We start from the raw sequence: 23,602 nt of genomic DNA, 5'->3' as shown, positions 1-23,602 counted from the left end.
CTGTGTTACCGCTGCGCCAGTTCGCGCACCAGACGCGGGGCAGGATAGATCTTCGTCAAGGCTTCCTGGATTGCAGCGGCAGACACCGACACGGTCCGATTGAGTTCGGGATCGTAGCCGTAATTTCCGCCAATCGAATGGATGTTGCCATCAAAGGCTGCCCCGATGACCGATCCGTCGCGAGCAATCACGGGCGATCCTGAATTGCCGCCGATGATGTCGTTGGTCGATACAAAATCATAGACAGTGGATTTATCGATCGTCCGTTCGTTGGAGAGGAACGCAGCGGCAAGATTGTAAGGCTCACTGCCCGTTGCCCGTTCGAAAGCTCCGCCGATCGTGGTGACAGGGTCGAGGGTGCGGCCACGCTCCTGCCAGCCCCTGACCTGTCCGTAACTGATGCGCAGGGTAAAGGTCGCATCAGGGTAGATCGTGTCGCCATAAGCCGCGAAACGCGCATCGGAAAGGCGGGTCTGTGCGGCCGCGACCGGACCTTCGACACGCTGGTTGATTTGCTTGCGCAGATCGCGCTGCCGTTGGTCGAGGCGGAGCGCGTAGCGGATCATGGGATCATCCGATGCACGGATCGCTTCCAGCCCGCCCTGCCACAAAGAACGGCGATAGGCAGGATCGGCCAGCCGCGTCCCTGAAACCAGGCGATCGGCAAGCGCCTCAGGCGATTCGCGCCCCAGCAGAAGCTTTGTGTCGGCGTCATCGGTGCCCAGATATTCGCGTGCCTTGGCAAGGCTCCACGACAATTGCTCCTTTTCCAGCCATGGATGGATGGGCTTTTGATCAAGAAGGTTCTTTTCAAGCAGCGGCAGAGCGCTGTCGGTGTAACCGGGCAGCCGCTGCGCGTTGGGCTGGCTGCGTTCCTCCGCCGCGCGGACGAGCGTTTGTGCATAGCCATAAAGCTCGCCCGATGGTTCGATGAACTCATATGGCAGGTAAAGATCGCGGTAGGCGCGCATTGACTGGTCGATCTCCGTCCATGGATCGTTCGCGCTGTCTGCTGCGGATCGCTGGCGCAGATCCTGCTCACCTGCATCCAGTCGACCAGTGAACGCCGCGTCATTCAGCGCGCGTTGACGGGCAAGAAACACTTTCAAGCGATTTTCCAGCCCGAACAGCGTATCCTTTGCCTCGCGCGCCTTTTCCGCGTCCGTTTCGCCCAAGGCGATCAGCCGCCCGCGCAGTTCGGACATGGTAGCGATAGCCACCGGCAGCCGCACGTCGCGGTCGAAGTCGACCTGCGCCTGTGTATAGAGGCGGGACGTCGATCCGGGATTGCCGACGACGAAAGTGATTTCGCCTGGTTGCGGCGCACGCGGATTCCAGCGCAGATGATCGGGCGTTGCGGCCGGCCGGCCATTGTCATAGGCGCGCAGGAACGACGCATCGAGCGCATAGCGCGGATAGTTGAAATTATCGGGGTCCCCGCCAAAGAACGCGGCCTGGAACTCGGGCGCCCAAGCCAGCCGGACATCGGAATATTTGCGATAGCGGTATAGCTTGTATTGCCCCCCGCCGAACAGGCTGACCACCTGGCAACGGATGTTCCCATCCTCGCAACCGGTCGATTCCAGCTGCGAGATGATGGCGTTGCGCGCATCGATCAATGCCTCTCCCGACAAGGTGCCGATCGCCTGCTTCACCTGGTTCGTGACATCGGTGATCTGCGTCACGACCTCCGCCTGCTGGCCGGGGCACATCAGTTCTTCCTGCCGGCCGGACGGGTTGAAGCCGTTATCAACCAGATCCCGGCTGGCGGTGGACAGGTTCTGAAGACAATCGACCACGCAATGATGATTGGTGAGGATCAATCCTTCGGGCGAGACGAAACTCGCCGAACATCCGCCGGTCAGCCGCACGGCGGCAGCGCGCGTCCGGTCCAGCCATTGCTGATCGGGTGCCCAGCCATACTCGCCCTGCATCTTCGCGGTCGGAAAATTGTCGAAGGTCCACATGCCTTCCTCCGCCTGCGCAGGCGGTGCCAGCATAAGCGGCGCCGCGACCATGGCACCTGAAAGGATGAGATGACGAATACGCATGAAAGACAAGCTCCCTGAAGATTAGTCGGCACGTCCTCTCGACATTGCCGCAACAAGCCTGGTTACGTTTGCAACGGCCTTGCCGCTTCATGACACAGGTGACAGGCGGTGAAAAGCGGCTGCGCGGCGGTCATGCCCCTTGTGAACTCTGCCCGTGTGGATAGGAAGCGCAACAGACAGAATGAACGGAGCTTTTTGTCGTGGCAAGTGAACAGATCCTCAACCGGTTTCTCGCTGGCGTTGTCCGGCAGGGAACATTGACCGTCCATCATGCGAGCGGCCGCACCGCGAATTTCGGCAGGCCCACGCCCGGCTTTCCCGATGTGACGATCCGGCTTGCCGATGATGGGGTGGCACGCAGGATCGTGACCGATCCCCGGTTGGGCGCGGCGGAAACCTATATGGATGGCCGTCTGGTCATCGAGGTGGGTGAGATCATGACGCTGGTGCAACTATTGCGCACCAACCAGCCGTGGGACCACGGGCAGGAATTGCGGCAGCCGGGCGGCATCCGCAAGATCGCGAACGGCATCGCTCATCTGGTGCAATCGATCAACCGGCGCACATCCTCGCGGCGCAATGTCTCGCATCATTATGATATCGGCAATGATCTTTACCGGTTGATGCTGGACGCGCCGCACATGCAATACAGCTGCGCCTACTGGCCGCGGCCGGACATGACGCTGGAACAGGCGCAGGAAGCAAAGCTTGCCCATATCGCGTCCAAGCTGGCGCTGGCGCCGGGGCAGCAGGTGCTGGACATCGGCTGCGGCTGGGGCGGCATGGCGATCTACCTTGCAAAACATGCCGATGTGCAGGTGACCGGCATCACCTTGAGCGCGGAGCAGCTGGCGCTGGCCAAGACGCGCGCCAGCGATGCGGGCGTTGCGGATCGCGTGCGGTTCGAACTGGTCGATTATCGCGATCTTGCCACCAGCGGGCGGCAGTTCGACCGCGTGGTGTCGGTCGGCATGTTCGAACATGTCGGACAGCCGCAGTTCCGCACCTTCTTCCGCAGCCTTGCCCGGCTGATGAAGCAGGATGCAGTCGCGCTGGTCCACACCATCGGCCGCATGGGCGGTCCCGGCAGCACGGATGCGTTCACGCGCAAATATATCTTTCCCGGCGGGTACATTCCGGCTTTGAGCGAAACCGTCGCGGCAAGCGAGAAATCGCGGCTGATCGCGTCCGATGTGGAAACCTTGCGGCTGCATTACGCACTGACTTTGCGCGAATGGTATGCCCGCTGCATGGAACATCGCGACGCAATCGAAGCGATGTACGACACGCGCTTCTTCCGCATGTGGATTTTCTATCTCGCCGGGGCGACCTCCGCCTTCGAAAGCGGCGGCATGTGCAATTTTCAGATCCAATATGTGAAGGACCGCCGTGCCCTCCCCCTCGCCCGCGATTACATGGCAGAGGCCGAAGCCGCGCTGATCGGCGGCTGAACCGGCATTCAGCCCTGGCTCGTCTGTCGCCGGTTGCCGCTGCGCATCTGCCCTGATACGCGGCGCATCGTCGCCGTCCATTTATCGAAAGCAACTTCATGCCAAAGTCCGACATCAAGAAGGTCGTTCTCGCCTATTCTGGCGGGCTGGACACCAGCGTCATCCTGAAATGGCTGCAGGTGACGTATGATTGCGAAGTGGTGACCTTCACCGCTGACCTTGGTCAGGGCGAGGAGCTGGAACCCGCCCGCCGCAAGGCGCAGATGATGGGGGTGCCGGACGAGCACATCTACATCGACGATCTGCGCGAGGAATTCGTGCGTGATTTCGTCTTCCCGATGATGCGCGCCAACGCCCGCTACGAAGGTGATTACCTGCTGGGCACGTCCATCGCGCGGCCGCTGATTTCCAAACGTCTGGTGGAAATCGCGCGCGAAACCGGTGCGGACGCCATCGCGCATGGCGCGACCGGCAAGGGCAATGACCAGGTGCGGTTCGAACTGAGCGCCTATGCGCTGGCGCCCGACATCAAGGTCATCGCACCGTGGCGGGACTGGGACCTCGCCTCGCGCAGCGCGCTGATCGCCTGGGCGGAGGAACATCAGATCCCCGTCCCCAAGGACAAGCGCGGCGAAAGCCCGTTTTCCACCGACGCCAATCTCCTCCACACCTCCTCCGAAGGCAAGGTGCTGGAAGATCCGTGGGAAGAAACGCCCGATTACGTCTATTCACGCACCGCCGATCCCGAAGACGCGCCGGATACGCCTGAATATGTCACCATCGATTTTGAACGCGGCGATGGGGTTGCGCTCAATGGCACGGCGATGAGCCCGGCGGGGCTGCTGACCGCGCTTAATGAGCTTGGCCGCAAACATGGGATCGGCCGGCTCGATCTGGTCGAAAACCGCTTCGTCGGCATGAAATCGCGCGGCATGTACGAAACACCGGGCGGCGAGATCTACGCCCGCGCCCATCGCGGGATCGAGCAGATCACGCTGGATCGCGGCGCGGCGCATTTGAAGGACGAGTTGATGCCGCGCTATGCCGAAATGATCTATAATGGCTTCTGGTTTTCACCCGAACGCGAAATGCTGCAAGCCGCGATCGACTTCAGCCAGAAGAAGGTGACAGGCACCGTGCGGCTCAAGCTCTACAAAGGCAACGCGAGCGTGGTAGGCCGCAAAAGCCCCGTCAGCCTGTATTCCGAACGTCATGTCACGTTCGAGGATGATGCCGGCGCTTATGACCAGAAGGATGCAGCAGGCTTCATCAAGCTCAATGCGCTGCGGCTGCGGTTGCTGGCGAATCAGGGTGACTGAAACGCTTCTTTAACCATGCTGCATGTGCGAATGACGGCGGGCGGTGGCACCTGTACGATGGGTGGAACCCCTCGGCTGTCTGCACCATGCTATAAGCGGCGCATGATCAGACCTACAGGTTTTTCGACCCGCCGCCCGATCTTTGCCCGCAATCCGTGGTCGCGCACGCTGATTCGCCTGCGATCGCATCGCGTTTCGGCGGCATTCGCAATCGCGGCAATGCTGCCAGCTACAGCAGCCATTGCCGTTCCCGGCAGCGATGCGCCCGGACAGCAAGTTGCCAATTCGCGCCTTGCAGATCCCGCGCCTGGTGCAGTGACGCTTGTTCCGCCGGTGCTCGATAACACCGACGCGCCTGCTGGCGCGCCTCTGGCCACCACCGTACAACTCGACACAGAGCCTGCGACTGCCGACGATAGCGATGGCGACCATCTTGGTAGCGGCGTGGCAAGCTATTACGGGCCAGGTCTGGCAGGCAGGCCGACCGCCAACGGCGAGCCATTTGATCCGAGCGAACTGACTGCGGCACACCGCACGCTTCCGTTTGGCAGCAAGGTAAAGGTCACCTCGCGACTCACCGGAAGATCAGTGGTGGTGCGGATCAATGATCGTGGCCCTTTTCATGGTGAACGTGTCATTGATCTGTCGACAGCGGCAGCCAAGCGGATCGGCCTTGCCAGGCGCGGCAAGGGAGAGGTCAGCCTCGCGCTGCTGCTCGGCTGAGCCGAACACCCAAGGGTCGGTTCCGGTGCCGGTGCCGGTCGGCTGACCAGAGTGCTTGCAGCCCACGAACCGAGCGCCATTGCGTCAAATTGTTCGGGTAATCACCAGGATTGGTGGGCAAAGGGTGGGCACAGCTTAACCAAAGCGAGGGCGACAAAGCCAAGGTGCGATCCGGCGGGTCGTTAACGGGCGGCGGTAATTCGTCAGCGCTTGAGCTTGCTGACCGGCATTCGATGAGATTGCGCCAGCGGCACTTCGCACGAGCGTGCGAGATCAGCGTGCGACGGCCATATCAGATTCGATATTTACCCCGTCGGTCTTATTCATCACCTATGGATTGCCACCAGATCGCGTGATGCTAACAACAAATCGTTACGTCCTGGATCGCTTTGCGCTCTAGAATAACGATCAGCTGTATGCTTCTCGAGAACTGATCAAGTTGAGGTAGATATTGTGGGGTTTAGGTTTCACAAATCGATCAGGTTGCTGCCAGGTGTTCGCCTAAATCTGAGCAAGTCCGGCGTGAGTACCACTTTCGGAGTTCGGGGCGCGAATGTGAATGTTGGCAAGCGCGGTATACGACGTACCATCGGCTTGCCCGGAACAGGCATTTCTCACACCGCTGTCCTATCCAGCGAAACAAAAGGCCTTAAACAAGGTCCTTTCGACTCCGATCAGGTGCAGCGACGACCAAATTCCCGCTATGGCTGTCTCGCCCTGTTGATCGTCGCGATCTTGCTGATCTGGCTCAGCAGCTGCAACAGCGAACTGCCACACGATCCGAATTTGGCTCCAGCGAGCGGAGCAGCAAGCAATTTCACAAACGGGCAGACGGCTTATGTCACAGCTTCAAGGCTGAATATGCGCGACGGTCCCTCGAAAGCAGATAGCGTAATGGGTCAATTGCCAATCGGGTCACAGGTTCGAATCCTCGATCGATCTTCAGAATGGCTAAAGGTTGCTCATAATGGTGCTATGCTATGGATCTCGGCAGAGCATGTATCGGAGACGGGGCCGGATCATGAGGTGCCGGCATCAAGGTTGCCTGTAATTGCAACAGAACAACAGAGCCGGGCTGAGACATCGGGAGGTTTGTTCTGGGGTAAATCTTGCAAAAAAGGAAAGCCGTGTGGCAACGCCTGCATCGCGCGGGACAGGGTTTGCCACAAATAGGACTGCAACAAGTCGTGCTTAATATTTGTTAGGCTTTGCTCTCAATGCAGATCGATCGAAGTCGGCTTTAACGCCATGCTATACTTGGGCTTGGGATACCCTATGTCCACAAAGCATAGAACACCGCCGGACTGGCGACGAACATCCCCTCGTTATCGCTCTTGTGAAAAACTGCGTGGCATGCATGATCGCTAGCCTCTAGTCGTTCGTCATGGTGCTCGACCGGATCCAGCTGGCAAATTTCCGCAATCATGCCGCAAGCCGGCTCGACGGGACCGGTCGCTTCAACCTGCTGGTGGGGGAAAACGGCGCTGGAAAGACCAACGTGCTGGAAGCGCTGTCGCTGTTTGCACCGGGACGCGGTATGCGCCGGGCCGAACTTGCCGAGCTGAGCAGGCAGGATCCTCTTGGCGACCTTGTTCACCAGGGCTTTGCAATTGGCGCCGATCTGGCAAGCGGGCAGACGCCTGTGCGGCTTGGCACCATGATAGATGCGCAGCGCCCAGGTCGGCGGATCGTGCGGGCCAGTGGCGCACCCCTGCCCGCCTCGCGTCTGGCTGAATGGGTAAGCGTCTCCTGGCTGACCCCGGCGATGGACCGGTTGTTTGCCGAAGGGCCAGGGGCGCGGCGGCGCTTTACAGACCGGCTGGTGCTGGCGCTCCGGCCCGAGCATGCCAGCAACGCGACCCGCTATGATCGCGCGATGCGGGAACGCAATCGGCTGCTCACGGCAGAACATCGCCCTGACCCTGTGTGGCTGGAAGCGATCGAACGGGAAATGGCGATTGCCGGCTGTGCCCTGATGGAGGGGAGGCAGGATACCATGGCGCTGCTGAACGCGGCTCTCTCTCAACTGCCGGATGCACCTTTTGCCCGACCGGATCTGGCGATCAGGACCAGCGGCCGGGCTGATTGCGGCAACTATGATCGGGAGAATGGCCGCGCGGGCTCCGCCGCTGCCGCCGAGGCTCTTGCCAAGGTGTTCGCAGACAGCCGCGCACGCGATCGTGCTGCCGGACGCACTCTGGCAGGGCCGCACCGTGATGATCTGTATGTCACCATGTCTGCCAGCGGCCGTGCTGCCGCCGAATGTTCGACAGGCGAGCAGAAAGCCATGCTGATCGCGATCATCCTTGCCCATGCCCAGCTTGCCGCCGGCGCCCGGCCGCTCGTACTGCTGCTCGATGAGATTGCCGCGCATATCGACCCTGCGCGACGCGAAGCCCTGTTTGACCGGCTGCACGGCACTGGCGCTCAGATCTGGATGACCGGCACCGAGCCCGAGCCGTTCGCCGCAATCCTGCCGGCCGCATCTGTGTGGCAGGTGAAGGCAGGATCGGTCGAACGCGTCCGCTAACCGCCCGGTGCAGCGGCAGCCTTGCGAACAGCCTCGGCAATGGTGTCAATCGAATGCGCGACCATGGCCTGAACACCGTCTGCGGTGGGATGCAACTGGTCCGCCTGCACCAGGGACCGGTCCTGCAGCAACGGTTCGACAAATAGCGGGACCAGCGCGGCATCATATTTATCCGCAAGTTCGGGATAGATCGCGTCGAAGGCGGCGGCATATTGCGGCCCGAGATTGGGCGCGGCACGCATTCCCATCAGGATCATCGGCACGCCAAGGCTGTCGAAGCGTGCCATGATGGTGTCGAGATTGTCTTTGGCTTCCTGCGGCGACAGACCGCGCAGCATGTCGTTGGCACCAAGTTCGATGATGGCGATCTGCGGCGCCTGATCCATCCCGTCGAGCACGAAATCAAGCCTTTGCAGCCCTGCAGCAGTGGTGTCGCCCGAAACGCCGGCGTTCACGACCGCGGCATTGATACCCCGCGCGCGCAAGCCCGCCTCGAGCTGTTCGGGGTAGGCATCGCGCCGCGCAATATTGTAACCTGCAAACAGGCTGTCACCCAGCGCCAGGATAGACACTTGCGCCCCTTGTGGCACTTCGGGCAAAGAGGCTTGTGCCTCGGACTTGTTGCGATCGGACTGCACCGGCGCTGCGCTGCTGCACGCGTTCAACATCGGCAAGACCATCAAGGTGGCGGCCATCACGGTTAGTGCTCTTGTCATTGTAGCGTCATGCTTTTTACTCCACCAGCCTGCCATACGGCATCTGCCACACCGGATACAATCCTGCACATGAACATCCCTGCCATCCGAGCCGAAAGGCTGTTGCTGACACTTGGTCGTGGACCGGGAGCGGTCGAAATTCTGCGCGGAATCGATCTTGTCGTGCCGGTGGGACAGACCGTTGCGCTTCTCGGGCCGTCGGGCTCGGGGAAAAGTTCGCTGATGGCCGTGTTGTCCGGGCTTGAACGGGCGAGCGGCGGAATGCTGCAGGTTGCCGGGCAGGATTTCGCAACGCATGATGGTGGCGGGCTTGATGAAGACGCGCTCGCCCGCGCCCGGCGGGGCCGCATCGGTATTGTCCTGCAGGCCTTTCACCTGCTGCCCACGATGACAGCGCAGGAAAATGTTGCAGTAGCGCTTGAACTGGCCGGTCGCGCTGACCCGTTCGAGGTGGCTGCAGCAGAACTTGCCGCCGTCGGGCTGGAGCACCGGCTTACCCATTATCCGGCGCAATTGTCGGGCGGTGAGCAGCAGCGGGTCGCCATCGCACGTGCATTATCCACCCGGCCAGACTTGATCTTCGCCGACGAGCCTACCGGCAACCTCGACAGCGCCACCGGACAGGCAGTGATCGACCAGCTGTTCGCCCGGCGGGAGGCCGCAGGCGCAACGCTGTTCCTCATCACCCACGACCCGGTGCTCGCGCAGCGATGCGAACGCATTCTGGAACTGGCCGACGGGCAGATCCTAGCGGACACGCTGCGTTGAACCAGACATGGTCACGCTGGGGCATGGCAGCGGCACTTGCGCGACGGGATTTTTCCTGGCGCTTCCGCGGGTTGCGGCTGCTTGTGATCTGCCTTTTCCTAGGCTCGGGTGCACTGGCAGCCATCAACACACTGGAAGGCGCGATCCGGCAGCAGCTTGCCGGACAGGGGCAGGAGATCCTTGGCGGGGACATCGAATTCTCCCGCTACGCAAGACCGGCGCAGGCCGATGAACTGGCCGCGATGGCTGCATTGGGGCAGGTTTCGTCGGGAATGCGGCTCCAGGCAATCGCCGTCGCAGGCGACCGCACAGCGCCTGTCCAGCTTAAATCGGTGGATGCCCGCTGGCCGCTCTACGGGCAATTTCGCGCGCGACAGCTCATCGCCGGCGTTGCGGACAGCAACGGCGCAGGTGGCGCAGTAACAGCAGGCGAGGTCACAGCAGGCGCGCCGGCGCCGATGACGGCCTGGGCAGGTCAGGGTGCGCTCGACCGCCTGGGGGTCCAGCCCGGTGACAGTGTCAAGATCGGCAATGCCACCGTTCTTGTCGCCGGCGTCATCGCACAGGAGCCGGACCGCCTGTCCGAAGGTTTCGCGCTCGGCCCGCCAGTGATCGTGTCGGACCAGACGCTGGCTGCAACAGGGCTCGTGCAGTTTGGCAGCATGGCGGTTGCCAAATACCGCATTGCGCTTCCCGATGGCGCAAACCTTCAAGTGATTGGCGACACCTTTCAGGAACAGTTCGCATCGCAGGGCTGGTCGGTGCGTACCCGCGACCGTGCGGCGCCTGGTGCGGACAGATTGCTGGAAAGCCTGGGACAGTTTCTTTCGCTGGTCGGATTGGCAGCGCTGATCATCGCTGGCATCGGCATCGCAGGTGCGGTCGCATCATGGCTCGACAGCCGACGCGGGACCATGGCCACGCTCAAGGTGCTGGGCGCGGACAGCACCGATGTCCTGCGCATCCATGCACTGCAGATCGCCGCGGCGACCGTGGTGGGTGTGAGCGCTGGCTTGCTGGCAGGCATGCTCGTCGTACCGCTGCTTGCCCGCCTGCTTGCCGATCTGCTGCCGGTGAGCGGGGTGCTGGTGTTCGACATTGGCGCACTGGCGCGGGCTGGCGTGTTTGCCCTGCTGGTAGCATTCGTCTTTTCCGCGCCGGCGCTGATTGCGTCGCGCACCGTCACTGCCATGGCCCTGTTGCGGGCGCGTGTGTCGCCGATGCGACATCTGTGGCGCAGGGCACTGCTACCTGTAGGGCTGGGTCTTGCAGGGATCGTGGTATTGACGCTGCTTACTGCACATGATCCGTTGCTTGCCGCGGGCTTCCTTGGTTCGACTGCCATCGTGCTGGCGCTGCTCGCCCTCATTGGCGTTGCCGTACGGATGCTAGCCAGCAGCGCGTATGGCCACACAATTCCTCTTGCCATGCGGATGAGCATGGGCGCACTTGGTCGGCCAGGCGCGCCCACCGTGGCGCTGGTCACCGCGCTAGGCTTCGGCCTTTCCGCCTTCGCCGCCATTGCTGTCATCCAGACAGGCATCGATGCCTATGTCGCAGGAACAGTGCCGGAGCGTGCACCCGACTATTTCGTGCTCGACCTGCCGCGGGAAAACGCGGCTGCCTTTGCGCAGGTGGTGGAAAGCCGCGCGCCCGGCACGCAGATCCGCACCGCTCCTGCTCTGCGCGGGGCCGTGCTCGCCTACGGGCCGGAAGATGACATGGTGCGCGTTGCCGATCTTGATGAAATTCCTGAAGGAGCCTGGGCACTGCGCGGTGAACGCGGGCTCACCTACTCGGCTACGCTGCCGCCCGGCAACCGGATCACGCAGGGCCGCTGGTGGCCACAGGATTACACAGGCGAGGCGCTGGTTTCGATCGACGACGAACTGGCGGTCGCGCTGGAGCTTGAGATCGGTGACATGATCACGATTGGTCTGCTTGGTGTAGAGCGGACCGCGCGCATTGCATCGTTCCGCACGATCGAATGGGATGATTTCGGCTTCAACCATGCCTTGATCTTCTCGCCCGGCTCAATCGAGAATGCTCCGCACAATCTGGCCGCGTCGCTGATCCTGCGCGGCGAGGTGGATCGCGCCGGCTTGCTGGGCGCGCTGGTGCGGCAGTTTCCCGGCAGTGCGGTCATCGAAATTGGTCCGGTGCTGGGACAGGCGCGCGCCTTGCTCGGCAATGTCGGAGCAGCAGTGCTGGCCGCAGCATCGGTGACGGTGCTGGCAGGTCTCGCTGTCTTGCTGGGTGCGATTGCAGCAGCACGGGCGCGCGAGACATACGATACCATCGTGCTGCGTGTGCTTGGCGCAAGTCGTGGGCAGATCCTGAGCGCGCTGGCGGTACGCTACCTTATCCTGGCGGCTCTGCTGTCGGCCATTGCGCTGGCTCTAGGTGCAGGCGTCGGCTGGTACGTAATGACTGGCATGTTCGACCTGCCCTTCCGGCCAGATTGGCTGGTGGTCGCAGCGGTGCTGACAGCAGGTGCGCTGACGGTTGTCATGGCGGCCGTCGTGGCGTCGCTGCCAGTGTTGCGCGCAAGGCCAGCTCAGGCCCTGCGCGATCTTTGAAGTCGGGCAAACGGAACGGCTGGCGCGATCATTTTTTGCACTTGCTGCAATGCACCAAATCGACTATGGCGCGCCCCTTGCCCGTTGGACTCGTGACCAATTGCTCACCCGCGCGGCATCTGCAACATTCCTGTCCGCCGAAACGAGGCCACCTGCATGACCGCTGAGAAGCTGCGCAATATCGCCATTATCGCCCACGTCGATCATGGCAAGACCACGCTGGTCGACCAGTTGTTCCGGCAGTCGGGCACCTTTCGCGAAAATCAGCGCGTCGACGAACGATCAATGGATTCGGGCGATCTGGAGCGGGAGCGGGGCATCACGATCCTCGCCAAATGCACCAGCGTCGAATGGAACGGCACACGCATCAACATCGTCGATACGCCCGGCCACGCCGATTTCGGCGGCGAGGTCGAACGCATCCTGTCCATGGTGGATGGCGTTATCCTGCTCGTTGACAGTTCCGAAGGCGCGATGCCGCAGACCAAGTTCGTCACCGGCAAGGCGCTGGCGCTCGGCCTGAAGCCGATCGTGGTCGTCAACAAGATCGATCGTGCCGATGGCCGGCCCGACGAAGTTCTGAACGAGGTGTTCGACCTGTTCGTCAGCCTGGATGCAAACGATGAACAGCTGGATTTCCCCGTGCTCTACGCTTCGGGCCGCAACGGTTATGCCAGCGACGATGTCAATGCGCGCGAAGGCGATCTGACCCCGCTGTTCGAAAAGATCGTCAGTCATGTCCCTGCCCCGTCGGCAGATCCTGACGGTCCGTTCAAGTTCCTGGTGACACTGCTGGACCGCGACAATTTCGTTGGTCGTATTCTTACCGGATTGGTCGCAAGCGGCTCGGTCAAGGTCAATGCGCCGATCCACGCGCTGAATGCAGACGGCAAGATCATCGAGACGGGCCGCGCGTCCAAGATCATGGCTTTTCGTGGGTTGGAGCGGGTGCCGGTAGAAGAAGCAAAGGCTGGCGATATCATTTCGCTCGCCGGGCTTGCCAACACCACGGTTGCCGACACGATCTGCGATCCCAGCGTGACGGAACCATTGCAAGCGCAGCCGATCGACCCGCCGACGCTGTCGATGCGCTTTTCGGTCAATGATTCCCCGATGGCTGGCCGCGAAGGCAGCAAGGTCACGAGCCGCATGATTCGCGACCGGCTCATGCGTGAAGGCGAATCCAACGTGGCCATTCGCGTCACCGAAGCATCGGACAGGGACAGCTTCGAGGTTGCCGGACGCGGCGAGCTGCAGCTTGGTGTGCTTATTGAAACCATGCGCCGCGAAGGCTTCGAGCTTGGCATCAGCCGTCCGCGCGTGTTGTTCGGCACCGATGAAGATGGCAAGCGCACCGAGCCTTATGAAACCGTCGTCATCGACGTCGATGATGAGTTTGCCGGCACGGTCGTCGAAAAAGTCGCCATTCGCAAGGGTGAGATGACCGACATGCGTCCTTCTGGTGGTGGCAAGACGCGCATCACCTTTTCGGCACCGTCGCGCGGATTGATCGGCTATCATGGCGAATTCCTTTCCGACACGCGCGGCACCGGCATCATGAACCGCCTGTTCGACAAATACGGCCCGCACAAGGGTCCGATCGAAGGTCGCGCCAATGGTGTGCTGATCTCCAACGGCACTGGCGAGGCGGTTGGTTACGCGCTCAACATGCTGGAAGATCGCGGAATATTGTTCGTCAAACCGCAGCAGAAGATCTACGAAGGCATGATCATCGGCGAAAACGCCAAGCCCGACGATCTGGAAGTCAATCCGATGAAGTCGAAGCAGCTGACGAACTTCCGTTCGACCGGCAAGGACGATGCCATCCGGCTTACTCCGCCCAAGCAGATGACGCTGGAACAGGCGATCGCCTACATCGACGATGATGAAATGGTCGAAGTCACGCCCGAAAATATCCGGCTGCGCAAGGCGATCCTTGATCCCAATGAACGCAAGAAAGCACGGCGCAAGGGTGAAGCGGCCTGATCACCGCGTTCCGGTCCGGTGCATGCAGGGGTGACTTTGCCGGCATGATCAGCAAGTAAGCAGGTCATGCAGACGGGAACCCTGATATCGCTCGCCCTTTATTTCATCCTGATGATTGGCATCGGGCTTTATGCCTGGCGCAAATCGACGGACAGCTCCGAAGCCTATCTGCTCGGCGGGCGTGATCTTCACCCCGCCGTCGCGGCCCTGTCCGCGGGCGCGTCCGATATGTCCGGCTGGTTGCTGCTGGGTTTGCCGGGGGCGCTTTATGCAACAGGATTGGTGGAGGCGTGGATTGGCATCGGCCTGTTCATCGGTGCGTTCGCCAACTGGATCATCGTTGCCCCACGCTTGCGCCAGCAGACCGTCGACTATGGCAATGCACTGACCATCCCGGAATTTCTCGCCAATAGGTTTCCTGATCGCGCCACGGCGTTGCGTGTCGTATCGGCAATCATCGTCGTCCTGTTTTTCACCGTCTATACAGCGGCGGGGCTTGTGGGTGGCGGCAAGCTGTTTGTGACAAGCTTTGCCGGCCTGTTCGGCGACACCGGCATGAGCGATTACATGACCGGTATCTGGCTCACCGCCGGCGTGGTGCTTGCCTACACTATGGTGGGCGGGTTTCTCGCCGTGTCGCTGACCGATTTCGTGCAGGGCTGCATCATGGTTGTCGCCCTGGTGCTCATGCCGCTGGTGGTGCTGACGGGCGATGGCGGTCCGGGCGCGGTGGCGCAGACCCTGCGCGGCATCGACCCTGATTTCCTCAGCCTCGCCAACGGGCTTACCATCATCGGCTTTCTTTCCGCCATCTGCTGGGGCCTTGGTTATTTTGGTCAGCCGCACATCATCGTGCGGTTCATGGCGGTACGCAGCGTCGCGGCGGTATCGACCGCGCGCAACATCGGCATGAGCTGGATGTTTGTCTCCTTGCTCGGTGCACTCGGGGTCGGACTGACCGGGCGCGCCTATGCGGTCCAGAACAACATTCCGCTTGATGACCCTGAAACGATTTTCATCCTCCTTGCGCAGACCTTGTTCCACCCGCTCATCACCGGATTTCTGCTGGCGGCATTATTGGCAGCGATCATGAGCACGATCAGCTCGCAATTGCTCGTCTCCTCCAGTTCGCTGACCGAAGACTTCTATCGCCTGTTCCTGCGCAAGCACGCCAGCGAGCGGGAGGCGGTAAATGTCGGCCGGGTGTGCGTGCTGCTGGTAGCGCTCGCCGCGATCGTCATTGCCCGCGATCCCGACAGCCAAGTGCTTGGGCTGGTCGCCAATGCCTGGGCGGGGTTCGGCGCGGCGTTTGGCCCGCTCATCATCCTTGCCCTCACCTGGCCGCGGATGACCGGCACCGGCGCGCTGGCCGGGCTGGTAACAGGTGCGGCCGTGGTCATCGTGTGGATCGCGATGGGCTGGAACGCTGCCTTCCTCGGCGGCGAAGGCATTTACGAGATCATCCCCGGCTTTGTCGCAGCGTGGGTGGCCATCGTGCTTGTGAGCCGGGCGACTGCGCGTGGGCCGGCGCAGCGAATGCCTGCATAGAGCGCCGGCCATGTCCGTCAGCCATGTCCTTGCTCCAGCGCGGTTCACAAACCGCCCCGTTCCAGCAGCATCAGTGATGCATAAACCAGCGCGCCACCGATAAAAGGTGCAAAGCGGCTTTGCCGGTCTTCGGGCAGTTCTTCTTTCAGCACGTTGAGCGTGATGCCTCCTGCCAGAAAGGCAAACAGAAAGCCGATCATCACCGGCGGCACGGTCCAGGCAAGGCCGATCAGCCAGCCGGTCACGACGGCGGCTGTAATGACCCAGCGCCCCCGCGCCTGGTAGGCTTCGACATGATCGTTGCGCATGCCGAAATCGCTGGTGACAAAATGCAGGGTCATGGCCACGAAATACAGGATCAGCGACGACAATCCTGATTGATCACGATGCAGCAGCAGATAGCCTACCAGAAGGTTGAGCGTGGCAAAACTCGCCACGTGTATCCATTCCAGCTCGCTCCCGATGCGGTCTCCACGCCCCTGCGCCCGTGATTGCGCGCGCGAGACCCTGACGGTGCTTTCCAGCCCGTAGAACACCACCAGACCCAGCAGCGCGACCGCATAGACCATGCTTTCAGCCATGGCTTCTGCAAGACCAAGCTCGCTGGCGAAGGCGCGCTTGTGCACGCCCAAATCGGGCAGCACATGCAGGAAAACATAAGACACGGCGACACCGCCTGAAAATGACAGCCAGGCACTGCGCGGCGCAGCAGAAAGAAAGGTCAGCCTGCCGATGAACAGGTGCACAGCGGCAAAAACTGTCACCATAGCGGCTGTCACAAGGAAACTGGATGATGCCATGCTGCGTATATTGCCTGCAGGTGCTGCCCGATACAAGGTAGCGCCTCTGCCGCAAAACGGGCGCGACGGACAGTTTGCCCGGCCTTGTGGAAGTAAGTCCCGATCGCCATTCTCATCAAGGCATCCCTTTGCGCGAAAGAACTCCATGCTGACTGAAATTACCTACCATCATGACTGGGACGATGAACGGATCGCTGACTGGCTGCATGGGCGCATCAGTGCTGCACTGGCGATGCGCGAAGGTCCTGTCGCGGTGAGCGTTCCGGGCGGCTCGACGCCGTTTCCCATACTGGAAAACCTTGCCCTCATGGATCTTCGATGGGAGCGGCTGGAGTTCTGGCCCGGCGACGACCGGTGCGTGCATCCTGACCATGAAGCGAGCAATCTTGGCCGCCTGCGCAATGCACTTGCGGCAACCGATGCGCAGGTAATACCGCTGGAGGAAGACAGCCAGCCGCCGCATTTTGCGCTTGTCTGGTTGGGCATGGGAACAGACGGACATATCGCATCGCTGTTCGAAAACACCAATCCCTTGCCTGATGATGAGCAGATGGTGCGGCGGATCACGCCCGACCCGCTGCCGCAGGATGCGCCGTTCGACCGCATCACCATGACACTGCCCAAATTCCTGGCTGCAGAGGAACTGATGTTCGTGATCCGCGGCGAGACCAAGCAGCAGCTGTTTCAAGAAGCGGTGCGTGGCCAAAACGATCTTCCCGTCGCGCGTCTGCTGCACAATGCGCGCGCCAGCATCACCTGCTTCACCGGTTGATCGTGCCAGCCGGGTATCTGCCTGCCCCGCTCCACCGGGCAGCGCTGCGGCTTGCACACGGTCTGCGCAAATATTGGTGGCGGATCGCCCGCCCGACGATCGAAGGCGTCTGCATTCTTGCGTTCAATGATCGCGGTGAACTGCTGCTGGTGCGGCACAGCTACCAACGAAAGGGTATCTGGTGCCTGCCCAGTGGCGGCATCAGCTCGAACAATGGTGTTGCGAGCATACCATCCATCATGCACCACGCGACCCGCGAACTGGCCGAGGAGGCGGGTCTGGCGACGTGCCGAAGCCGGCTGGTGACCACGCATGAAACCTGCCTGCATGGTGCGACCAACCGTGTGCATCTGGTCGAGATCGGCACCAGCGGTGATCCGCAGCCTGATCGGCGGGAAATCGACGAAGCGCAGTTCTTCGCCTTGACCAGCCTGCCGGAACCGCTGGACCCGACCACTGACCGCATGCTCGCCCTGTGGCGGCAGGGGAGTGAAGATCTGGCGCTGGCAACAGGAAAATAGCCTTCATTTTCCGGCAAACTGCCTGCTTGCAAGTCGACTGTTTACAACAAGGTAAGTTGAGCCGGCGAAGCGCCCTCGGATTCCGCGATGTCGCCAAGCCGCGACAGGGTCAGCCCCATCAAACGAATGGGACGCGGCAAAGGCTGCATTTCGCACAGCAACGCATGACCGATCCTGGCGAACTCCGCTTTATCATTGACCACCCGCGGCAGGGAACACGCGCGGCTGCGGATCGTGAAATCATTGTATTTGAGCTTTATTGTAACGGTTCTGCCCACTGCGGCCGCACGCTCGATCCGCTCCCACACGACATCGATGATCGCATCCATCGCGCTTGTCAGCTGTGCTGGCGCAGACAGGTCTGCAAGGAACGTCCGCTCTCCGCCTATGGATTTGCGCACGCGGTGGGCGCGGACCTGCCGATGGTCGACGCCCCGTGCCGCGCCGAACAGATATTCCGCAAAGCTGCCAAAATGCGTGGCCAGGAACGGCAGATCACGGGCTGCCAGATCGGCGCCCGTCACGATCCCCAGTGCCGCCATCTTGCGGGCACCCACCGGCCCGATCCCATGGAATCGCGACACTGGCAGCCCGGCGACAAAGGCGGCGCCCTCTCCTGGCCGGATGACGCACATGCCATCAGGCTTGTTCTGGTCGGACGCCAGCTTGGCAAGGAATTTGTTGTAGGAAACTCCGGCGCTGGCCGTAAGCCCGGTGCGGGCAGCGATGTTCGCGCGGATCTCGCGCGCGATCCGCGTGGCTGACCCGATACGCTGCGGGTCTGCCGTGACATCCAGATAGGCTTCGTCGAGCGATAGCGGCTCCACCAACGGTGTGAAACTATAGAAAACCTCGCGGATCTGCTGCGATACCTCGCGATAGACGTCGAACCGCGCCTTGCAGAAGACCAGATCGGGGCACAGCCGCTGCGCCGTGACAGATGGCATGGCCGATCGGACACCAAAGGCCCGCGCTTCGTAACTTGCCGCTGCGACCACACCACGTCCTGTCGAACCACCGACCGCAACCGGCTTGCCGCGTAGCGCCGGATCATCGCGCTGTTCGACACTGGCGAAGAACGCATCCATATCGACGTGAATGATCTTGCGATGAGCAGGGGCTGTCCCGGCCTGACCCGCTGCCTGTTTGCGTGTGCGATCTGATGTCTGTTCTTCGCTGGGGTCCCGCGCCCGTTTCTCTGCCGTTTCGCCATGTCCGTGCGCGCCAGGTCTCATGCCCTGCCTTATGCCAGTTGCAACGCGCCGGCGAAAGCCGATGCATGATCCGATTGCCCGCTTTTACAGATAAACACCGCAGGGATGCGCGCCTTTGCAGATGGAAGGTTGTAGAGCAGGGCCGACATAGCCATTGACGGCAGGGTGAACAGATCCAGACGCAAGCCGGTTACGCTCGGCGACTTCGAATTCGTTACCATGCTGGCCATGCTGATGGCGCTGCAGGCGCTTGGCATCGACACCATGCTGCCGGCGCTTGGCGAGATCGCCGGCGATCTGGGTGCGGCCAATCCGAACGACCGGCAGCTCATCATTGGCACCTACATGATCGGCATGGGGATCGGCGCGCTGGCCTTTGGTTTCCTTGCCGACCGGTTCGGGCGCAAGCCAGTCCTCATGGCCGGCATCGGCATGTATTGCCTGTTCAGCCTTGCCTGCATGCTGGTGCAGGATTTTACCGTCATGCTGGTCCTGCGCTTTTTTCATGGCGTTGTCGCCTCTGCCGGCGCAGTGGTCGCCAATGCCGTGGTGCGCGACAGGTTCGAGGGGGACCGCATGGCGCGCACCATTTCGCTCATCGCCATGGTGTTCATGATCGTGCCGGTGCTGGCCCCCACCATTGGGCAGGCAATTCTCTTTGTGGCCGGATGGCACGTGATCTTCGGACTGCTGGCTTTTCTTTCTGCAGTCATGCTGGTGTGGACAGGGTTGAGGCTGTCGGAAACACTGCATCCCGAGGATCGGCAGACGTTGCAGCCAGGCCGCATCATGCTGAATTTCCGGCTGGTGCTGACGAACCGCGATGCGCTTGGCTATGTTCTCGGCGCTGCGCTGGTTTTCGGCGGGCTATATGCCTTCATCAATATGTCTGAACAGTTGATCGGCGGGCATTTTGCCCAGGGAGACAGGTTCCCGCTGATCTTCGGGCTGCTTGCCATTTCCATGGCGGCCACCAATTTCATCAACTCTCGCATCGTGGAACGGTTCGGCGCCCGGCCGGTCAGCCATGCAGCGCTGTTGGTGTTTGTGGCAGCAGGCGCGGGGCAATGGGCAGTATCGACGATCTATCCCGATTCGCTGCTGCTGTTCCTGCCTTTCATGATGGTGAACATGGCGCTGATTGGCTTTCTGGGAGCGAATTTCAGCTCGATCTCGCTTCAGCCATTTGCCCGCATTGCTGGCTCTGCATCTTCATTGCAGACTTCCATCAGGGTGGGCGGCGGCGCCGCGCTGGGAAGTCTTGTGGGGGCGCTTTACGATGGCACGGCGCAACCGCTTGGCGCAGCGCTGTTCCTGATGGGTTTTTCGGGGTTGATCCTGGTGATGTTCAGCGAAAAAGGACGTCTGTTTCGCCGGCGCAGCAGTACCATACCGCTGGTCTAGCGGCGCGTCGCTGATTTCATCCCAGGCATGATCCCGTAGCGGATTCAGCGCTGCGATCGAAAGCGAATATACACCGTTGAGCACCCGACCGCAGCTGGTTGCAAAGCACGTCCTTACATGTTGTCTGGCTACATTGCGCACTAAGTCACAGCCGCAATGCCAGAGCACTCCGCGCTTTTTCAGATCGATGGTCAAGACTGCCGCAGGTTCGAACAGAATGGCGATAGGGCCTCGACGAAGAACATGGCGATCAGCCGACCAGCAAGGTCATTTTTGCGCAGCAGCATTTGTGCAGAAGATGACAGCCATTCGCCATGTTTGACGAAGACCCCGCGCTAAAAGAACGATCCACATCGTCCCGAAACTCCGCTCGATACCGCACGCAAAGCTCCGGTTGTGCACGCTATTCCCCGCACCCCGTCACCGTGCAGAACCGGGTGATCTTTTCCTGCCTGACGGTGCGAAGGTGGGCGCCGCCATGCACGAAAGCATCGCCTGCGCCAGAGATCAGGCTATATCGCGCAGCGGTATGCTGACTGTTGTAACAATCAGCGCGTTGTCACTGCTACGCCGCCTTCAGCGGGCACAAAAGACATCATGGAACCCGACCGGCACGCCCGATGACAGCGCCGCAGCAGACATCCAGCTAGGCAAGAGCGCGAGGCGGCCCCAGCCCGGACCACAAAGCGGTGTCAGTCGGGTTCAGCGCCACCCCAGGTTCTTTAACCCGAAGGAGAACAGCACGGTATTGCCGCCAACGATATCGCCGGCATCGAAATTGTCATTCCGCCAGGTGACGGCAAACTCGAGGCAATCATCTTCGTACGCGACTCCTACTCGCGTACGCAGCGGTTCAAAACCGTCGGACATCTGGCTTGGATCTTCCGACGCGTCGGTAAGGTTGATCACCGTTGACCCGAACACCGACCAGAATCGTGCAAACGCATAGCGGCCGGCGAGGCGCAGTTCCTCACGATCGTTGAGATCCTCAAGCACCAGCGGCACATCGCGGTCCAGTTTTAGATAGCTTGCTTCTGCATAGGTTTCGCGTGTGCCGACGGCAATGTCGAACTCGTTGCGGCGAAAAGCCAGCTCATCCTTGTCGATGCGGAACCTGTGCGTGAAGCTGACGAAATCCTCCCACCGGATTTCGGCCCGGCCGACCACATCAGAGGTGCGGTCAGTCAGGCCCGTGCCGTCCGGCAGCAGCGTATTGTCGTCTGTGACCCGATAGCTTTGCCCGATATTGGCATCCACCCGCCAGCCCGGTGCCTGCCAGCGCCAGTCCAGCCCGTAGGTAAAGCGCACCCCGTCCTCCACCCGATCGTGGCCAGCAAAGCGGTTGAGCGCGAACAGGTTGCTGTCCTCCAGGTCGACAGAGCGCGAATCCTCGTTCGGAATGACAAGGTTGCGAATCTGTGGGCTGGCGACGAACTGCACGCGCGGGGTCAGCACCTGCGTGCCGCCCAGAAAGCTGCCCGTCAGCGGCCATTTCACGTCGACCGCGCCGATTGCCACTCCGCGCGTCTGCCAGCCTGGCTCCCCCCGATACTGGTCAATGCCCGTCAGGACATTTTCATCCGAATGGTAGAGGTCGCCGCGCACCATCGCGGTTGTGGTGATCTCCTGTCCCCACGACGTCAGCGTCCGCCGACTCCAGGTGGCACCCGCCAGCGCGCGCTGCGTATCCTGCCCCTCTGACCGGGCGAGCAGCAGCGTATTGGCTTCGAGCATGATTCGCCCGCCCAGCAGCGGATCATCGATCCGCCGGCGATATTCGACCAGCGGCAAGGCAAAAGGCACCAACCCCTGATCCTCCCCGGTCCGCAAGGTCTGGAACCCCCAGCCAGTGAAGCTGAAGAAAGTGTCATCATCTATATGCCGTATCGACAGCATCGAGCGCAGCCGATCGTCACGGCTGATATCATAGCGGCGCAGGAAGGTGCGGTCGCTCGCCAGCCGCAGCGAGCCGATGATGCTGAGCGTCGGGCTGAGATTATATTGCCCGTTGGTATCGAGATAGCCGCGGAACGCTTCCTGCTCTGTCTGCACCGTGCTGCTGCCGATCGGGATCCGCTTGCTGCTCGTGGCATAGCCGGTGATCTGATAAGCGCCCTGCGCAGTCAGGGAACGGTAGCGAGCAGTGACCATGGGCAGCACGTCGGTGAAGACACTGGCGCCCAGCGTCAGTTCGCGGTTTTGCGCAATGCGCCAGTAGTATTCGGCCGACAGTTCCACGCCATTGGCTTGACTTACGCGAATATCCGGGCTGGTGAGGCCAGATACAGCACGCCCGTCGGCAAAGATTGCAAGACCAGGCAATGGCACGGCAATCTTACCGAACAGTTCCAGCCGCGCCCCTGAAAACCGTACCTTTTGCGTGTCGGGGTTGTACAATACCTCGTGTGCGGTGACCCGCCACGTCGGTGTCTTGGGGCATCCGGCAGCAGTTTCGATGGCACAGGCGGAATACGCCCCGTCCTCAAGCCTGATCTGCCCATCATCGTCACGCGCTGCCCCCATGGCTGCCAGCCGCCCGCCTTGGGAGAGTACCAGCAGCAGATTTTCCAGCGCTCCTGCGCGCAGTTCCTCGGTCAGAGTGATCCGGTCGGTATAAAGGATGTTGCCCGCATCATCGACCAACCGCACATTGCCGCTGGCGACGATCTCACCACTGGTGCGGTTCCAGCTGACCCGGTCGGCGCGCACCTCCTGCGCTTCGCGACGTAACAGGACATTGCCAGTTGCCGCGACAGCCTGCGCTCCTGTGTCGTATTCCACCTCGTCGGCTGCAAAGCCGATGGTGCCGGAGGGTGGTTCGTCCAGCTGGAACGGGTCCGGCACCTCCCCTGCGCCATCGGGCCTGCTTTCCACTCCTTCAGGCGCGTTGTCAGGGTCGCCATCATCCCAGAACAGCGGAGCATCAGGCCCGGTCGCCTGCGCGGCAACCTGGCCGGGGAGCAGTGCCAGCAGCGGCCATGCGCAAGCCGCCATGGTACGACTGGCGACCATCAGGAAGCGCCGTGCAGGATGCCTTGGCGGACATGCTGCTCGCGCAACGGGCAGGATTGACAGCAAGCAGGCGCTGGGCGGCAGGATCAGGCGGGGCGGCATGCCTTGCCTATCGCACCGGCCATCCTTAACTGCAATCCACCATGATGCGGCCGTGACAGGAGCAATCCCTGACGCATCGTTCCATCAATTGCCGACCCGCAAGAGT

Annotated in this window: 17 protein-coding genes; 12 read left to right on the top strand and 5 right to left on the bottom strand. The window is 61.5% G+C overall.

Annotated features, from left to right (window positions below; genetic code table 11):
• Positions 1–5: 5 nt before the first annotated feature.
• The gene (locus RM533_RS01435; protein ID WP_311339400.1) at positions 6–2,051 is read right to left on the bottom strand and encodes a S46 family peptidase; all 2,046 of its coding nucleotides are present in this window, start codon (positions 2,049–2,051) and stop codon (positions 6–8) included.
• A gap of 200 nt (positions 2,052–2,251) precedes the next feature.
• On the opposite strand from RM533_RS01435, the gene RM533_RS01430 reads away from it, so the two are divergent.
• The 5 genes from RM533_RS01430 (at position 2,252) to recF (ending at position 8,074) form a co-directional block, all read left to right on the top strand.
• The gene (locus RM533_RS01430; protein ID WP_311339399.1) at positions 2,252–3,502 is read left to right on the top strand and encodes a cyclopropane-fatty-acyl-phospholipid synthase family protein; all 1,251 of its coding nucleotides are present in this window, start codon (positions 2,252–2,254) and stop codon (positions 3,500–3,502) included.
• Between the two features lie 98 nt (positions 3,503–3,600).
• Complete coding sequence (locus RM533_RS01425) at positions 3,601–4,821, top strand: argininosuccinate synthase (RefSeq protein WP_311339398.1); 1,221 nt, start codon at positions 3,601–3,603, stop codon at positions 4,819–4,821.
• Positions 4,822–4,923: 102 nt separating this feature from the next.
• Entirely contained in the window at positions 4,924–5,544 is a 621-nt protein-coding gene (locus RM533_RS01420) for a septal ring lytic transglycosylase RlpA family protein (RefSeq protein WP_311339397.1), read from the top strand.
• Positions 5,545–5,997: 453 nt separating this feature from the next.
• Positions 5,998–6,717, top strand: a complete 720-nt coding sequence (locus RM533_RS01415) for a DUF4236 domain-containing protein (protein ID WP_311339396.1) — start codon at positions 5,998–6,000, stop codon at positions 6,715–6,717.
• 211 nt (positions 6,718–6,928) lie between these two features.
• Positions 6,929–8,074 carry a DNA replication/repair protein RecF gene (gene recF / locus RM533_RS01410; RefSeq protein ID WP_311339395.1) on the top strand — a complete coding sequence of 382 codons (1,146 nt, stop codon included), beginning with the start codon at positions 6,929–6,931 and terminating at the stop codon, positions 8,072–8,074.
• Here the strand turns inward: recF and RM533_RS01405 are convergent.
• Complete coding sequence (locus RM533_RS01405) at positions 8,071–8,790, bottom strand: arylesterase (protein WP_311339394.1); 720 nt, start codon at positions 8,788–8,790, stop codon at positions 8,071–8,073. The two genes, recF and RM533_RS01405, sit on opposite strands and share 4 nt — an antisense overlap.
• A gap of 69 nt (positions 8,791–8,859) precedes the next feature.
• Between RM533_RS01405 and RM533_RS01400 the strand changes: the two genes are divergently transcribed.
• From RM533_RS01400 to putP, 4 genes are all read left to right on the top strand, one after another.
• On the top strand, positions 8,860–9,558 hold the full coding sequence (locus tag RM533_RS01400) for an ABC transporter ATP-binding protein (RefSeq protein WP_311339393.1): 699 nt from the start codon (positions 8,860–8,862) through the stop codon (positions 9,556–9,558).
• Positions 9,559–9,581: 23 nt separating this feature from the next.
• The gene (locus RM533_RS01395; protein ID WP_311339392.1) at positions 9,582–12,137 is read left to right on the top strand and encodes an ABC transporter permease; all 2,556 of its coding nucleotides are present in this window, start codon (positions 9,582–9,584) and stop codon (positions 12,135–12,137) included.
• A gap of 156 nt (positions 12,138–12,293) precedes the next feature.
• Positions 12,294–14,123, top strand: coding sequence for a translational GTPase TypA (typA, locus tag RM533_RS01390; protein WP_311339391.1), 1,830 nt, complete (start codon positions 12,294–12,296; stop codon positions 14,121–14,123).
• Positions 14,124–14,189: 66 nt separating this feature from the next.
• Positions 14,190–15,671, top strand: a complete 1,482-nt coding sequence (gene putP / locus RM533_RS01385) for a sodium/proline symporter PutP (RefSeq protein ID WP_311339390.1) — start codon at positions 14,190–14,192, stop codon at positions 15,669–15,671.
• Between the two features lie 44 nt (positions 15,672–15,715).
• Here the strand turns inward: putP and RM533_RS01380 are convergent, their stop codons facing one another.
• Complete coding sequence (locus RM533_RS01380; protein WP_311339389.1) at positions 15,716–16,471, bottom strand: hypothetical protein; 756 nt, start codon at positions 16,469–16,471, stop codon at positions 15,716–15,718.
• Between the two features lie 145 nt (positions 16,472–16,616).
• Here RM533_RS01380 and RM533_RS01375 point away from each other — a divergent pair, with 145 nt between their 5' ends.
• Both RM533_RS01375 and RM533_RS01370 read left to right on the top strand, forming a co-directional pair.
• Positions 16,617–17,243: a 6-phosphogluconolactonase gene (locus RM533_RS01375; RefSeq protein WP_311339388.1), complete on the top strand. Its 627-nt coding sequence runs from the start codon at positions 16,617–16,619 to the stop codon at positions 17,241–17,243.
• 2 nt (positions 17,244–17,245) lie between these two features.
• Positions 17,246–17,764, top strand: a complete 519-nt coding sequence (locus RM533_RS01370; RefSeq protein ID WP_311339692.1) for an NUDIX domain-containing protein — start codon at positions 17,246–17,248, stop codon at positions 17,762–17,764.
• Between the two features lie 41 nt (positions 17,765–17,805).
• Here RM533_RS01370 and dinB read toward each other — a convergent pair whose 3' ends face one another.
• Entirely contained in the window at positions 17,806–18,999 is a 1,194-nt protein-coding gene (gene dinB, locus RM533_RS01365; protein ID WP_311339387.1) for a DNA polymerase IV, read from the bottom strand.
• A gap of 144 nt (positions 19,000–19,143) precedes the next feature.
• Between dinB and RM533_RS01360 the strand changes: the two genes are divergently transcribed.
• Positions 19,144–20,382: a multidrug effflux MFS transporter gene (locus RM533_RS01360; protein ID WP_311339386.1), complete on the top strand. Its 1,239-nt coding sequence runs from the start codon at positions 19,144–19,146 to the stop codon at positions 20,380–20,382.
• Between the two features lie 702 nt (positions 20,383–21,084).
• Here RM533_RS01360 and RM533_RS01355 read toward each other — a convergent pair.
• Positions 21,085–23,496: an LPS-assembly protein LptD gene (locus tag RM533_RS01355; RefSeq protein WP_311339385.1), complete on the bottom strand. Its 2,412-nt coding sequence runs from the start codon at positions 23,494–23,496 to the stop codon at positions 21,085–21,087.
• Positions 23,497–23,602: the final 106 nt, after the last annotated feature.

The sequence above is a fragment of the Croceicoccus esteveae genome (genome assembly GCF_031846435.1).
GTDB lineage: Bacteria > Pseudomonadota > Alphaproteobacteria > Sphingomonadales > Sphingomonadaceae > Croceicoccus > Croceicoccus esteveae.
The sequence above is the reverse complement of the archived record's forward strand: the minus strand, read 5'-3'. Positions and strand labels throughout refer to the sequence as shown.

Coding starts and splice junctions, on each gene's coding strand:
- RM533_RS01435 (WP_311339400.1), bottom strand. CDS start 2,051: ATGCGTATTCGTCATCTCATCCTTTCAGGTGCCATGGTCGCGGCGCCG.
- RM533_RS01425 (WP_311339398.1), top strand. CDS start 3,601: ATGCCAAAGTCCGACATCAAGAAGGTCGTTCTCGCCTATTCTGGCGGG.
- RM533_RS01420 (WP_311339397.1), top strand. CDS start 4,924: ATGATCAGACCTACAGGTTTTTCGACCCGCCGCCCGATCTTTGCCCGC.
- recF (WP_311339395.1), top strand. CDS start 6,929: ATGGTGCTCGACCGGATCCAGCTGGCAAATTTCCGCAATCATGCCGCA.
- RM533_RS01405 (WP_311339394.1), bottom strand. CDS start 8,790: ATGACAAGAGCACTAACCGTGATGGCCGCCACCTTGATGGTCTTGCCG.
- RM533_RS01400 (WP_311339393.1), top strand. CDS start 8,860: ATGAACATCCCTGCCATCCGAGCCGAAAGGCTGTTGCTGACACTTGGT.
- RM533_RS01395 (WP_311339392.1), top strand. CDS start 9,582: ATGGCAGCGGCACTTGCGCGACGGGATTTTTCCTGGCGCTTCCGCGGG.
- typA (WP_311339391.1), top strand. CDS start 12,294: ATGACCGCTGAGAAGCTGCGCAATATCGCCATTATCGCCCACGTCGAT.
- putP (WP_311339390.1), top strand. CDS start 14,190: ATGCAGACGGGAACCCTGATATCGCTCGCCCTTTATTTCATCCTGATG.
- RM533_RS01380 (WP_311339389.1), bottom strand. CDS start 16,471: ATGGCATCATCCAGTTTCCTTGTGACAGCCGCTATGGTGACAGTTTTT.
- RM533_RS01375 (WP_311339388.1), top strand. CDS start 16,617: ATGCTGACTGAAATTACCTACCATCATGACTGGGACGATGAACGGATC.
- dinB (WP_311339387.1), bottom strand. CDS start 18,999: ATGAGACCTGGCGCGCACGGACATGGCGAAACGGCAGAGAAACGGGCG.
- RM533_RS01355 (WP_311339385.1), bottom strand. CDS start 23,496: ATGCCGCCCCGCCTGATCCTGCCGCCCAGCGCCTGCTTGCTGTCAATC.